The sequence below is a fragment of the Bifidobacterium saguinibicoloris genome (genome assembly GCF_019331725.1).
GTDB lineage: Bacteria > Actinomycetota > Actinomycetes > Actinomycetales > Bifidobacteriaceae > Bifidobacterium > Bifidobacterium saguinibicoloris.
On the sequence record NZ_JAHBBF010000005.1, the window covers coordinates 83,362 to 96,883 of the forward strand.

At 67.8% G+C, this 13,522-nt stretch carries 11 protein-coding genes; all 11 read right to left on the bottom strand.

Features of this window, described 5'->3' with window-relative positions:
- Positions 1-193: 193 nt before the first annotated feature.
- The 11 genes from map to pheS all read right to left on the bottom strand — a co-directional run bounded on the left by map (position 194) and on the right by pheS (position 13,401).
- Entirely contained in the window at positions 194-973 is a 780-nt protein-coding gene (gene map / locus KIH78_RS04990) for a type I methionyl aminopeptidase (protein WP_214315170.1), read from the bottom strand.
- Positions 974-1,135: 162 nt separating this feature from the next.
- A complete protein-coding gene (locus tag KIH78_RS04995) occupies positions 1,136-2,374 on the bottom strand; it encodes an argininosuccinate synthase (RefSeq protein ID WP_214315172.1) in 1,239 nt (412 codons plus the stop codon).
- A 179-nt stretch (positions 2,375-2,553) separates the two neighbouring features.
- Positions 2,554-3,066, bottom strand: a complete 513-nt coding sequence (argR, locus tag KIH78_RS05000; RefSeq protein ID WP_214315174.1) for an arginine repressor — start codon at positions 3,064-3,066, stop codon at positions 2,554-2,556.
- Positions 3,063-4,028, bottom strand: coding sequence for an ornithine carbamoyltransferase (gene argF / locus KIH78_RS05005; protein ID WP_214315176.1), 966 nt, complete (start codon positions 4,026-4,028; stop codon positions 3,063-3,065). Before argF ends, argR begins: the two co-directional genes overlap by 4 nt.
- A 42-nt stretch (positions 4,029-4,070) precedes the next feature.
- Positions 4,071-5,369 (bottom strand): acetylornithine transaminase, encoded by a 1,299-nt coding sequence (locus KIH78_RS05010; RefSeq protein WP_219131520.1) that lies wholly within the window; start codon positions 5,367-5,369, stop codon positions 4,071-4,073.
- Positions 5,359-6,315 carry an acetylglutamate kinase gene (gene argB / locus KIH78_RS05015; RefSeq protein WP_214315180.1) on the bottom strand — a complete coding sequence of 319 codons (957 nt, stop codon included), beginning with the start codon at positions 6,313-6,315 and terminating at the stop codon, positions 5,359-5,361. The genes KIH78_RS05010 and argB overlap by 11 nt, the downstream gene beginning before the upstream one ends.
- A gap of 23 nt (positions 6,316-6,338) precedes the next feature.
- Entirely contained in the window at positions 6,339-7,511 is a 1,173-nt protein-coding gene (gene argJ / locus KIH78_RS05020) for a bifunctional glutamate N-acetyltransferase/amino-acid acetyltransferase ArgJ (RefSeq protein WP_219131521.1), read from the bottom strand.
- Entirely contained in the window at positions 7,508-8,602 is a 1,095-nt protein-coding gene (argC, locus tag KIH78_RS05025; protein WP_219131522.1) for an N-acetyl-gamma-glutamyl-phosphate reductase, read from the bottom strand. The genes argJ and argC overlap by 4 nt, the downstream gene beginning before the upstream one ends.
- 137 nt (positions 8,603-8,739) lie before the next feature.
- Entirely contained in the window at positions 8,740-9,375 is a 636-nt protein-coding gene (locus KIH78_RS05030; RefSeq protein WP_219131523.1) for a DUF4190 domain-containing protein, read from the bottom strand.
- Positions 9,376-9,681: 306 nt separating this feature from the next.
- Positions 9,682-12,291 carry a phenylalanine--tRNA ligase subunit beta gene (pheT, locus tag KIH78_RS05035; protein ID WP_219131524.1) on the bottom strand — a complete coding sequence of 870 codons (2,610 nt, stop codon included), beginning with the start codon at positions 12,289-12,291 and terminating at the stop codon, positions 9,682-9,684.
- Between the two features lie 6 nt (positions 12,292-12,297).
- On the bottom strand, positions 12,298-13,401 hold the full coding sequence (gene pheS, locus KIH78_RS05040; RefSeq protein WP_214315190.1) for a phenylalanine--tRNA ligase subunit alpha: 1,104 nt from the start codon (positions 13,399-13,401) through the stop codon (positions 12,298-12,300).
- Between the last annotated feature and the right edge of the window lie 121 nt (positions 13,402-13,522).

The following is a 13,522-nucleotide window of genomic DNA, read 5'->3' on the forward strand; positions in this document are numbered from 1 at the left end:
GGTCACGGGTACGCGGGTGCGCTGGTGCACGCGGACCTGCGCGGGGCGTCGCGTGGAGGCTGGCGTGCGGAACCGCACGGAAGACGCGAAGGCCGGCGTGCGCCCCATCGTAACAACGTGGGATGCACGCCGGCCTTCGGCGTCTCATACGGCGGGAACGCGGAGCGGCGTCGAGTACGCCGCCCGTCGCGCGTCACTCGTCGCGCGTGGTGAGGATGACGGGACCGTTCTCGGTGATGGCGATCGTGTGCTCGCTGTGGGCGCCGCGGGAGCCGTCCTCGGCGCGCAGGGTCCAGCCGTCCTTCGGATCCTGGTAGATCTCGTCGGTGGTCTTGAGGAACCACGGTTCGATGGCGATGACGAGGCCCGGACGCAGCTTGTAGCCGTGGTGCGCCTTGCCGTCGTTCGGCACGTGCGGGTCGCCGTGCATGATGTGGCCCACGCCGTGGCCGCCGAACTCGAGGTTGATCGGGTAGCCGTATTCGCGGGCGATGTCGCCGATGGTGGAGGACACGTCGCCCAGACGGTTGCCGGGCTGCGCGGCCTCGATGCCGGCGGCGAGCGCTTCCTCGGTGCACTTGATGAGGCGCAGGTCCTCCGGGTCCTTGTCCTTGCCGACCACGAAGCTGATGGCCGAATCGCCCACCCAGCCGTCGACGCTGATCGCGAGGTCGAGGGAGACGAGGTCGCCGTCCTTGAGGTTGTAGTCGTAGGGGACGCCGTGGAGCACCGCGTCGTTGACGGAGGTGCAGATGTAGTGGGCGAACGGTCCGGTGCCGAAGTCGGGCGCGTAGTCCACGTAGCAGGATTCGGCGCCCTTGCGGTCGACGATCTTCTTGTGGACGAATTCGTCGATGTCGAGCAGGTTGGTGCCGACCTTCGTGTATTCCTTCAGCTCGCGCAGGATGGAGCCGACGAAGCGGCCGGCGGGCTTCATCTCCTCGATCTCACGAGGGGTCTTCAGTTCGATCATGGGGTGTTCCAGATTCTTTCTACCTTGATCCGGCGGGCCGATGCCCTACCGGGAATGGTTCTCACGATAGTGCGTCGTATCGTCAAATCGGCCCGCGTATGCGAAACGGGGACCGGCGGAAGGCCGGCCCCCGTTGGGGTCATGCGCGCGTCGCGGCGGACGTCACTCGACGGTGTTGCTCGGCACCTCGATGCCGTTGCCGAACTTGACGTCGCGGGCGGCGGCGACACGGCTCGGCAGGCCGTAGATGTCGATGAAGCCGTTGGAGGACTTCGAGTCGAAGCTGTCGCCGGAATCGTAGGTGGCGAGGTTGTAGTCGTACAGGGAGGTGTCGGAGCGACGGCCGGTGACGACGGCGCGGCCGCCGTGCAGCGTCATGCGGATCTCGCCGGACACGTACTTCTGGGTGTCCTCGATGAACGCGTTGAGGGACTGGGTGGCCGGGCTGAACCACTGCGCATCGTAGACGAGCTCGCCCCAGCGCTTGTCGATGTCGCGCTTGATGCGGTGCTGCTCGCGCTCGAGGCAGCAGTTCTCGAGCTCCTGGTGCGCGGTGATGAGGGCCACGGCGCCCGGGGCCTCGTAGAGCTCGCGGGACTTGATGCCGACGAGACGGTCCTCGATGAGGTCGATGCGGCCGATGCCCTGGGCGCCGGCGCGGCGGTTCATCTCCTCGATGGCCTGCAGCGGGGTGACGTCGCGGCCGTCGATCTTGACCGGCACGCCCTGCTTGAATTCGATGACGACCTCGTCCTCGACCGGCGGGAACGCCGGGTCGTCGGTGTAGGAGTAGCAGTCCTTGGTCGGGCCGTTCCACGGGTCCTCGAGGAAGCCGGTCTCGATGGCGCGGCCCCACACGTTCTGGTCGATGGAGTACGGGCTCTTCTCGGTCTGGGTGATCGGCAGCTTGTGCTCCTTGGCGAACGCGATTTCCACGTCGCGGGTCAGGGCCAGATCGCGGATCGGGCTGATGGCCTTGAGGGTCGGGTCGATGGAGGCGATGGACACCTCGAAGCGGACCTGGTCGTTGCCCTTGCCGGTGCAGCCGTGGGAGATGGTGTCGGCGCCGAACTGGTGGGCGGCGCGCACGAGGTGCTTGGAGATGAGCGGACGGGAGATGGCGGAGACGAGCGGGTACACGCCTTCGTACATGGCATTGGCCTTGAGGGCCTTCATGCAGTATTCGTTGGCGAACTCGTCGCGGGCGTCCACCACGTACGCCTCGACGGCGCCGCAGGCGAGGGCGCGCTGCTTGATGGTCTCGAGGCTCTCGCCGCCCTGGCCGACGTCGAGGGAGACGGCGACGACGTCCTTGCCGGTGCGCTCCTTCAAGTAGGAGATGGCGACAGAGGTGTCGAGGCCACCGGAGTAGGCCAGTACGAGTCGGTTGTTATCAGCCATGGAATGCCCTTTCTGCGAAACAAGCTGATGCAAGTATATACATACGTCTGCATATTTATGCACGGCGTGTCCGGCATACGTACCGGACACGCCGTGATGGACGCCGACGGACTCCAATCGGACTCCAATCGGACTCCAATCGGACACCAATCGAACACCAGTCGGACGCCGATCGGACGCTACTTCGACGCCAACGCGAGCAGCCAGTCGGCGCGGGCGGCGGCGGTGTCCTCGTCCTGACAAATCACCATGACCGTGTCGTCACCGGCGATGGTGCCGAGCACGCCGGCGATCGGCTGCTTGTCGACCACCGACGCCACGTACTGGGCGGCGCCGGACGGCGTATGCACCACGATGAGGTTCCTCGCCGCCGCCACCGAGGTGACGAGACCGCTGAGCACGCGGGACATCTGTGCCTCCGCCTTGGCGGCGTCCGGCTGTTCGCCGTCCGCGTCATGCCCCACCGCATAGGCCATGGTGCCGTCAGGCAGACGCTTCTTGAACGCGTTCATCTCATCGAGGTCGCGGCTGAGCGTCGCCTGGGTGACGGCGATACCCTCGTCGGCGAGGATGGCCGAAAGCTGCGACTGCGACGTGATGACGTGCGTGAGCAGCACCTCCTCGATGGCGCTCAGCCGCGCCGCGCGCGTGGCCGGACGCTGCAGGGACGCGTTCGCGTTCGCCTCGCTCATGCAAGCAGGCTTTCGTCGCCGCGGGCTTTGCCGGCCAGCCAGGTGAGCAGCGCCTTCTGCGCGTGCAGGCGGTTCTCGGCCTCGTCCCACACCACGGACTGCGGACCGTCGATCACCTCGGCGGTGACCTCCTTGCCGCGGTAGGCGGGCAGGCAGTGCTGGAACAGCGCGTCCGGCTTGGCGAGGGCCATGAGCTCCGCGTTGACCTGGTAATGCCAGAACGGCTTGGAGCGGATGGCGTATTCGGCCTCCTCGCCCATGGACACCCACGTGTCGGTGAACACGCAGTCGGCGTCCTTGACGGCCTCCTTCGCGTCGGTGGTGACGAGGATGGAGCCGCCGTTCTCCTTGGCGATGCGTTCGGCGTCGGCCACGATGTCCGGGCGGGGCAGGTAGCCCTGCGGTCCGGCCACGCGCACGTGCATGCCGGCGACGGCGCCGCCGAGCAGATAGGAGTTGGCCATGTTGTTAGCCGCATCGCCCAGGTAGGCGATGGTCTGGTGCTTCAGGTTGTCGACGCCGCCGCGGTGTTCGGCGATGGTCTGGAAGTCGGCGAGAATCTGGCAGGGGTGGAAGTCGTCGGTGAGGGCGTTGACCACCGGATGCGTGGAGTATTTCGCCATCTCCTCGACGCGGTCCTGCCCGAAGGTGCGCCACACCACGCCGTAGGCCATGCGGTCGAGCACGCGGGCGGTGTCCGCCACCGGCTCGCCGCGGCCCAGCTGGGAGCCGGACTTGTCGATGACCAGCGGGTAGCCGCCGAGTTCGGCCACGCCGATGGAGAAGCTGGAGCGGGTGCGGGTCGACGGCTTGTCGAACAGCACGGCGATGGCCTGCGGGCCTTCGAACGGACGCTTGTAGAAGCGGTCCTTGTGGAATTTGATGGCGAGTTCGAGGACCTGCTTCTGCTCCTCGTGGTTCAGGTCGTCGTCACGCAGCATGTGACGCAGTTCGGGGGTCATGATGGTTTCCTTCCGTTCTTCCGTGATGGTCGGGTCGGCGGCTCAGTCGTTGGGCAGGTCGGCGGGCACGTCCTTGAGGATGGCGAGCGCGGCGTCCACGTCCTGTTCGGTGACGATGAGCGGCGGGGCGAAGCGCAGCGCGTCGGCGCGCACCGCGTTGACGATGAGCCCGCGTTCGAGGCACCAGTTCATCACGGCGTGGGCGCACGGGTGGGATAGCTGGACGGCGTCGAGGAGGCCCCTGCCGCGCACGGAGACGTACAGCGGGTTGCCGGTGGCCATGAGTCCTTCGCGCAGTTGGCGGCCGCGCTCCTCGGCGTTGGCGACGAGCCCGTCCTGCTCGATGACGTCGAGCGTGGCGAGCGCGGCGGCCGCGCCGAGCGGGTTGCCGGCGAAGGTGGAGCCGTGGGAGCCGGGGGTGAACAGGGCGGAGAGCTTGGCTCCGAAGGCGATCATGCCGCCCATCGGGAAGCCGCCGGCCACGCCCTTGGCGAAGGTGACGATGTCCGGGGTGATGCCGCCGGAGAGGTCCTCGCGCTGGAACGCGAACCAGGAGCCGGTGCGGCCGATGCCGGTCTGCACCTCGTCGATGATGAGCAGCGCGTGGTTGATGTCGCACATCTCACGCACCTTCTTGACGTAGTCGGCGCCCAACGGCTTGACGCCGGCCTCGCCCTGGATGAGCTCCATGATGACGGCGGCGACCGGCCCCTTGCCGTAGTGGCCCATGCCGGTCTCGCTGAACGCCTCGTACAGGGCGAACGGGTCGCCGGCGCGCACGAATTCGATGTTCGGCACGAGCGGTTCGAACGATTTGCGGATGGCGGGCTTCCATGTGGCGGAGAGGGCGCCGAGCGTGCGGCCATGGAACCCGTTGGTGAGCGCGATGATGCGCGCCGGCTTGCCGCCCATGGAGGGCGCGGCGCCGGGCAGCGTGCGGCCGTAGAGCTTGGCGAGCTTCAGGGCCGCCTCGTTGCCTTCGGCGCCGGAGTTGCCGAAGTACACGTGGGAGCCTTCGGGCGCGCCGGCGAGCTTCACGAGCTTCGCGGCGAGCTCGATCTGCGGCTCGGTGGCGAAGTAGTTGCTCACGTGGGCGGCCTTCGCGGCCTGTTCGGCCACGGCCTTGACCCACTTGGGGTGCGCGTAGCCGAGCGAGTTGACGGCGATGCCGGCGAGGAAGTCGAGGTATTCGTTGCCGTCGACGTCCCACACGTGCGCGCCTTGGCCGTGGTCCATCACGCGCAGCGGCGTGCCGAACACGTTCATGTGGACCTGGGAGTACTCCCCCAGCCATTTCGAGTCCTCGGGACCCAGTGTTTCCTTGGTGACGTCAGTAGACATAGGAGCTCCTCATCTCGATGCCGTCCTCGGGCACGACCATGGTGCCGATGCCGGCGGACGTGAATATCTCGTTCAGGATGGAATGCGGCTTGCGGCCGTCGATGATGTGCGCCTGGGGCACGCCGCCGTCGATGGCGCGCACGCAGGCCTCCATCTTGGGGCGCATGCCGGATTCCAGGTCAGGTAGCATGTCGCGCAGGTTCTCCACGCCGATGCGGCCGATCAGGGAGTTGCGGTCGGGCCAGTCGGCGTACAGGCCGTCGACGTCCGTCAGGATCACGAGCTTGTGCGCGCCGACTGCGGCGGCGAGCGCGGCGGCGGCGGAATCGGCGTTCACGTTGAGCACTTCGGTGGCGTCGTCCTCGTTCGGCGCGACCGACGAGACGACGGGGATGCGGCCGGCGTTGACGAGGTCCTCGACGGCGGAGGCGTCGACGGAGACGACGTCGCCGACGAGGCCGATGTCGGTGGGCTTGCCGTCGATGACGGGCTTGCGCTGCATGGCGGAGAACAGGCCTCCGTCCTCGCCGGACAGGCCGACGGCGAGCGGGCCGTGCGCGTTGATGAGGCCGACGAGCTCGCGGGAGACCTTGCCGGTGAGGACCATGCGCACCACGTCCATGGCCTCGGGCGTGGTGACCCTGAGGCCGCCCTTGAATTCGGATTTGATGCCGAGGGCCTTGAGCATCTGCGAGATCTGCGGGCCGCCGCCGTGCACGACGATCGGGTGCAGGCCCACCTGTCGCAGGAACACCATGTCTTCGGCGAAGCATGCCTTGAGATGCTCGTCGATCATCGCGTTGCCGCCGTATTTGACGACGATGCGCTGTCCGGCGAACTCCTCGAGCCATGGCAGCGCCTCGATGAGCACCTCCGCCTTCTGGTCGGCGCGCAGATCGGTGTGCACGTCGAAATGGAATCCGGGTCCCTTCAGTTCAGTAGCCATACGCTTCTTTCAGCTTTCGTGGTTCAGCTTTCGTAGTCCGCGTTGATGTGGACGTATTCGTGGGTGAGGTCGTCGGTCCAGACGGTCGCTTCGGCGTCGCCGGCGTTCAGGTCGATGTCGATGTGGACCTCGCGCGGGGTCATGTCGACCTCGCTGCGGTCGCGTCCGGCACCGCCGTTCTCGCAGATGCGCACGCCGTTGACGTCGACGGTCACCTTGTCGGAGTCGTACGGGGCGACGTCGGGCGGCACGGTGCCGAGCGAGGAGACGATGCGGCCCCAGTTGGGGTCGTTGCCGCTGATCGCGCACTTCAGGAGGTTGGACGCGGCGACGGCGCGGCCGCACGCGAGGGCGGCGTCCTCGGTGGTGGCGCCGGTGACGGTGATGCGGATGTCGTGGCTCGCGCCTTCGCCGTCGCCGATGATCTGGCGGGCGAGCGAGGCGCAGGCGTCCTTGACGAGCGTGTTGAACTCGTCCTTGTCGGGTTCGACGCCGCTGGCGCCGGATGCGAGCAGGAGGACGGTGTCGTTGGTGGACATGCAGCCGTCCACGTCGATACGGTTGAACGAGTGCTCGGCGGCATTGGTGAGGGCGGCCTGCATCTGGCCGGGGGTGACGACCGCGTCGGTGGTGATGACGCACAGCATGGTGGCCAGCTGTGGGGCGATCATGCCCGAGCCCTTGACCATGCCGCCGATCCTCCAGCCGTCCTTGCTTTCCAGCGTGACGGTCTTCGGCTTGGTGTCGGTGGTCATGATGGCGTGCGACGCGTCGGCACCGGCCTCCGGGGTGGCGGCGAGGGCCTCGTGGGCCGCGGCCGCGCCGGAAAGGACGTTGTCGAGCGGCAGAAGCTCGCCGATGAGTCCGGTGGAGCAGACGGCCACGTCATCCGGCTGCGCGCCGACGAGCGCGGCGACCTTCTCGGCGGTGGCCTTGGACTGCGCGTAGCCCGCTTCGCCGGTGCACGCGTTGGCGCCGCCGGAGTTGAGGATCACGGCCTTGACGTGGCCGTCGGCGACGACCTTGCGGGACCATTGGACGGGCGCGGCGCAGAAGCGGTTCGAGGTGAACACGCCGGCGGCCGCGTCGAGCGGGCCCTCGTTGACGACGAGGGCGAGGTCCTTCTTGCCTTCGACTGCGGAAATGCCCGCCGCCACGCCGGCGGCGGAGAAACCTTTCGCGAATGTGACGCTCACGGTGCGACTCCGATCTTGGTAAGTCCCTGGTCCTCGGGCAGGCCCAGGGCGATGTTCAATGATTGGACAGCCTGTCCGGCGGTGCCGCGGTTGAGGTTGTCGATGGCGGCGAACGCGATGATGCGGCCCGCGCGGCGGTCGGTGACGACCTGGATGTGGGCGGCGTTCGAGCCGATGATGTTGCCGGTGGCGGGCAGGCTCCCTTCGGGCAGGAGGACCATGAAGTCCTGGCCTTCATACGCCTTGGCCCACACGGCGCGAATCTCCGCGTCGCTCATCGCGGCGGCCTTCGCGGTCATCTTCGCGCTGACGGTGGCGAGGATGCCGCGCGACATCGGCGCGAGGACCGGCGTGAAGCCGAGGGTGAATTCGCTTGCCGCGGCGGCGGACTTGCCGGCCGCGTGCGCGAGGTTCTGCAGAATCTCGGGGATGTGGCGGTGCGTGCCGCCCACGCCGTACGGCAGGGCGCTGCCGAGCGCCTCGGCGGCGAGCAGGTTGGTGCGCTTCAGGTTCTTGCCGGCGCCGGAGTAGCCGACGACGAGGTCGGCGACAAGGTCCTTGGGCTCGACGAGCCCCTCGGCGACGGCCGGCTGGATGGCCAGCGTGGTGGCGGTGACGTTGCAGCCGGGTCCGGCGATGCGCTTGGCGCCGGGCAGGGCCTCGCGCTGGCGCGTGTACGCGCCTTCGGCGGTCTTGCCGGTGATGAGCTCGGGCATGCCGTAGGTCCAATGCTCGTAGAAGTCGCCGCCGTAGAAGTCGTCCCACGCGCTCTTCTCCTCGAGCCGGTGGTCGGCGCCGAGGTCGACGACGACCGCATCCGGGTCAAGCTGCGCGGCGAGCCTGCCGGAGGCGCCGTGCGGCAGGGCCAGGATGATCACGTCATGGCCGTTGAGCACCTCGGGGGTGGTGTCCTCCACGGTCAGGTCGGCCAGCTGCGGGATGTGCGGCATATGCCTGCCGAGCTTGTCCCCCACCGAGGAATGCCCGGCGACGCACGTCACCTCGAAATCCGGGTGGGCGGCCAGAATGCGCAGCGCCTCACCACCTGCATAGCCCGTGGCACCCGCCACGGCCACCGTATACTTCGCCATATCACGTCCTTATCACACAAGACAACAAGCACGAGTATACGCACCTATGCAGACTCTTGCATAATTATGCAATCACATGTCGGGATGCCTGCGCATGGACGGGCGGCAAGGCGCGGGCGATGCGCCCGGAACGCCCGTCAGGCACTCATCGAACCAGAGGAGTCTCCGGAACCGGAACCGGCGGAACCGCCGGAATCCAGGCCGTACATGTTGAGAAGCTGCCGGGTGAGGTCGCTCACGTCGATGCCGTTGACCGTCATCCACACCCACAGGATGGTGGTGAGCACGTTGACGACGATGGCCGCGATGGCGAGGCCCCGCCCCTTCATGTGGAAGGTCTTGGTGCGCCACAGGGAGATGCAGCCCATGATGGCCGGCATCACCGGCACGCTGAAGATCACGGCGAACACGAAGGCGAGGATGGCGTAGGAGTCCCAGCGCCCGTACAGCGGGTTCTGGTTCGGGTCGTCGACGTCGATGCCGTAGAAGCGACGGTTCCCCCGTCCGTCACCGGCGCGTCCCGACGCACCGGGTGCGCCGGGTGCCGGGTACGCCGGCCCCTGCGGCGCGGGATAGGCGTTCGGCGTGTTCGCGCCGACGCCGGCGTTGCCGCCGGCATGCGACGGCGCCGACGCGGCGTCATCGCCCTTGTCGTCCGGATCGGGCGCGCCGTACAGGTACGGGTTGTAGTTCGGGCCGAACTGGCTGCGCATCGCACCGTAGTCGAGATGGGCGTACTGCCCGTAGCGGGGTTGCGTCTGCTGCTGCGTCACCGATGACGTCGGTTGCGACGGTTGCGACGGAGAGGGGGACGGCGCCGACGGTTGAGACGGCGCGGCGGGACCGGACTGGACCGGAGGCACGGACGCGCCTGCGGATACGACGGAACCCGATGGGCGGCCATCCGGCGCGGTGCCGTTCCCTCCCTGCTGCGAGGGGTCGGTCGGTTGCTGTTCGGATGCGCTCATCGGGTTCCTCCTGTGTCGTCCTTCATCGTAGCCCATCGGTTTCGCCGGCGGCCTATTCGGCCCATGCCGGCGAAACCTCACGGCTTTGCGTCGTGGACGACGTGCCGCGCGTCAGGCGCGCAGCTGGGCGCCGAGTTCGGCGGCCTTGTCGACGATGGCCTTGCGGATCGCCTCGCTGTCCTCGGCGGACAGGGTCTTGGAAGGCGAACGGAAGACCACGGCGAACGCGAGGGACTTCTTGCCTTCGCCGAGGGCGTCGCCGGTGAACACGTCGAACAGCTCGATGGATTCGAGGTTCGCACCGGCGGCCTCACGCACCACGACCTCGAGCTGGGCGGCGGTCACCGTGTCGTCCACGGTGAAGGCGAGGTCCTGCTTGACGGGCGGGAACGTGGAGATCGGCTTGGCCTGGACCGGCTTGCCGTCCAGCGTGGAGAACAGCGCGGTCAGGTTGAGTTCGAACGCGGCGGAGTGTTCGGGGAAGCCGAGCGCCTCGTTGACGTGCGGGTGCAGTTCGCCCACGAGGCCGACGGACACGTCGCCGACCATGACGTTCGCGAAGCGGCCCGGATGCCACTGGGCGGGCACGTCGGCGGCGGCCGGCTGCTTGAGCTCGATGGCCGCGCCGAGACGGTCGGCGATGCGGCGCACGGCCTCGACGGCGTCGGACCAGTCGACCGGACGCTTGCCGCCCAGCCAGCCGGAGTCCTCCGCCAGACCGGTCAGGATGCCGGCCACATGGTCGGGCTGGTCCGGCAGGCCGGCATCGAGCGCGGCGAGCTGCTCCTCGGTCGGCTTGACGCCGCCGGGCAGGGCCGGGATGGCGGGCGCGTCCGGGTTCCACAGGTACACGTGGCCAAGCTCGTAGAGCGAGATGTTCTCGAGGCCGCGGCGGATGTTGCGCTGCACGGTGGCGGCGAGCGTCGGCAGGATGTGGCGGCGCAGAAACGGACGGTCGCCGTACAGCGGGTTGGCGATCTCGACGCTGACCTTCTTGGTGGCCTCCGCGTCGTAGCCGAACGCCTTGTAGTCGGCGTCGCCCACGAACGGGTAGCTCAGGGCCTCCACCATGCCGTATTCGGCGAGCTCGTCGGCCACGCGGCGGCGGCGCAGCTGGTCCGGGGTCAGGCCCACGAGGCCCTCCACCGGGGCGGGCGGCACGGTGACCGGAATCTCGTCGTAGCCGACGAGACGGGCCACCTCCTCCACCAGGTCGCACGGCTCGTTCAGGTCGGGACGCCAGCTGGGCGGGGTGACGGAGAATTCGCCGTTGCCGCCGCCGGCCACCTTGCAGCCGATGTCGGTGAGGATGTCGGAGATCTCGTTGATCGGGGTGTCGAGGCCTGCCACGCGCTTGACCTCGGAGGCCTTGAAGTGGATGGCGCGGCGGCGCACGGTGTTGTTCACGTCCGTCGGATGCTCGCTGGGTTCGCCGGAACCGTACTTGACGAGCAGTTCGGCGGCCATCTGCGCGGCGGCCGGCTGCAGCTGGAAGTCTACGCCGCGTTCGAAGCGGCGGGACGCCTCGGACGGGATCTTGTGGCGGCGGGCGGAGCGGGCGATGGACACCTGGTCGAAGTGCGCGGCCTCGAGGAGGATGTTCTTCGTGTCCGCGGTCACTTCGCCGTACAGGCCGCCCATCACGCCGGCGAGGCCGATGATGCGCGAGGCGCGCTGGCCGTTCGGCGAATCGGTGATGAGCAGGTCCTCGGGGCTGAGCTCATGCTCCTTGCCGTCGAGGGTGGTGAGCTTCTCGCCGGCGTTCGCGCGGCGCACCACGATCGGCGGTTCGAGCTTGTCGAGGTCGTAGGCGTGCATGGGCTGGCCCAGGTCGAGCATCACGTAGTTGGTGACGTCCACGGCCAGGGAGATGGAGCGCATGCCGGCGCGGATGAGGCGGCGGCGCATCCAGTTCGGCGTGTGCGCGTTCGGGTCGAACCCGCGGATGACGCGCGCGTAGTAGCGGTCGCAGCCGGGCACGCCGTGGATCGGATTGTTGTCCTCGATGTCCACCTGGACCTCCGGGACGGTGCCGGAGGCCTCGCCGGCCGGTTCGGGGGTCTTCTCATTGAGCTCGACCACCGGATCGGTGAACGCAGCGCCGGTGGAGTGGTGGTATTCGCGGGCCACACCGCGGTAGGACAGTGTGTAGCCGCGGTCCGGGGTGATGTTGATCTCGAGCAGCGGCTGGTCGAGGTGCAGCAGGTGCATCGCGTCGTCGCCGGGCTTGAGGGCCTCGTATTCCTCCTCGGTGAAGCCGTAGTGGCGCAGCAGGATGATGCCGTTGTGGTCGTCGCCGAGACCCAGCTCGCGCTCGGAGGCGCACATGCCGTTGGAGATGTGGCCGTAGGTCTTGCGCGGCTCGATGCGGAAGTCGCCGGGCAGGACGGCGCCCGGAAGCGTGACGACGACCTTCTCGCCGGCGGCCATGTTGGGCGCGCCGCAGATGATGCCGCGCGGCACCTTGTTGCCGTTCTCGTCGGTCTCGTTGTATTCGGGGCCGACGTCCACGTGGCACCAGTTGATGATCTTGCCGTTCTTCTGCGGCTCCGGGGTGGCGTCCACCACGTAGCCGACGACGATCGGGCCGGTCACCTGGGAGGAGTGGATCTCCTCCTCCTCGAGACCGACCTTCACCAGATCCTTGGCGAGCTGCTCGTAGGTGAGGTCGGCGGGGACCTCGACGTGTTCCTTGAGCCAATCGATGTCAACCATAGGCATGGGTAATCACTCCCCCATCACAAACTGTTCGGCGAAACGCACGTCGCCCTCGACGAGGTCGTGCATGTCGTTGATGTCGCTCCGCAGCAGCAGCGTGCGCTCCATGCCCACGCCGAACGCGAAGCCGGTGTACTCGTTCGGGTCGAGCCCGGCGGACTTGAGCACGTTCGGGTTGACCATGCCGCAGCCGCCCCATTCGAGCCAGCCCGGGCCGCCCTTCTTGTCCGGGAACCACAGATCGAGTTCGGCGGAAGGCTCGGTGAACGGGAAGTAGCTCGGGCGCAGGCGGGTCTTGGCCTCCGGGCCGAACATGGCGACGGCGAGCTTGTCGAGCACGCCCTTGAGGTCGGCCATGGTCAGGTGCTTGTCGACGGCGAGCGCCTCGCACTGGTGGAACACCGGGGTGTGGGTGGCGTCGAGCTCGTCGGTGCGGAACACGCGGCCCGGGCTGGCGATGTACAGCGGCACGCCGCGGGTGAGGAGGGCGCGGACCTGGTCGGAGGAGGTCTGCGTGCGCACCACCATGTTGGAGCCGACGAAGCCGGCCGCGTCCTTGGCCTGGTTGCCCTTGACGTAGAAGGTGTCCTGCATCTGGCGGGCCGGATGGTCCGGGCCGAAGTTGAGGGCGTCGAAGTTGTACCATTCGGCCTCCACTTCGGGGCCGGCGGAGATCTGCCATCCCATGGAGATGAAGAAGTCCTCGACGTCCTCCATGAGCTTGGCAAGCGGGTGACGTGCGCCCAGGGGCTTGCGGTTGACGGGCAGCGTCATGTCGACGGTCTCGGCGGCGAGCGCGGCGGCCTCGGCGGCCTCCTTGAGCTCCTTCTCCTTGGGGCCGTAGGCGCGGCCGAAGTCGGCGCGCAGCTTGCCCATGAGCTTGCCGGCTTCCTTCTTCTGGTCCTTGGGCAGTGCCCCGATGGCCTTGCTGGCCTGCGTCATCGCCGAATCGGCGCCGGCGTATGCGGTCTTGATGGCCTTCAATTCCTCCAGCGTGGAGGCGTTCTGGATTTTCGCGATGCCTTCGGTGACCGCATCGGTCACCGCTTGCGCATCGAATAGCGCTTCTGCCACGAGCACCCTTTCCTTTATATCTGCTTCACTGACGTGCATAGCACGTGGGGCAATGCGCGAAAACATGCATTTCCCAAGCGTTGTCCAACTTCACATTGTCACGGTACGACTCGACATGGCCGCCCGGTTCCATCACGTGGTCGCGGTGCGTCCGGCGCAT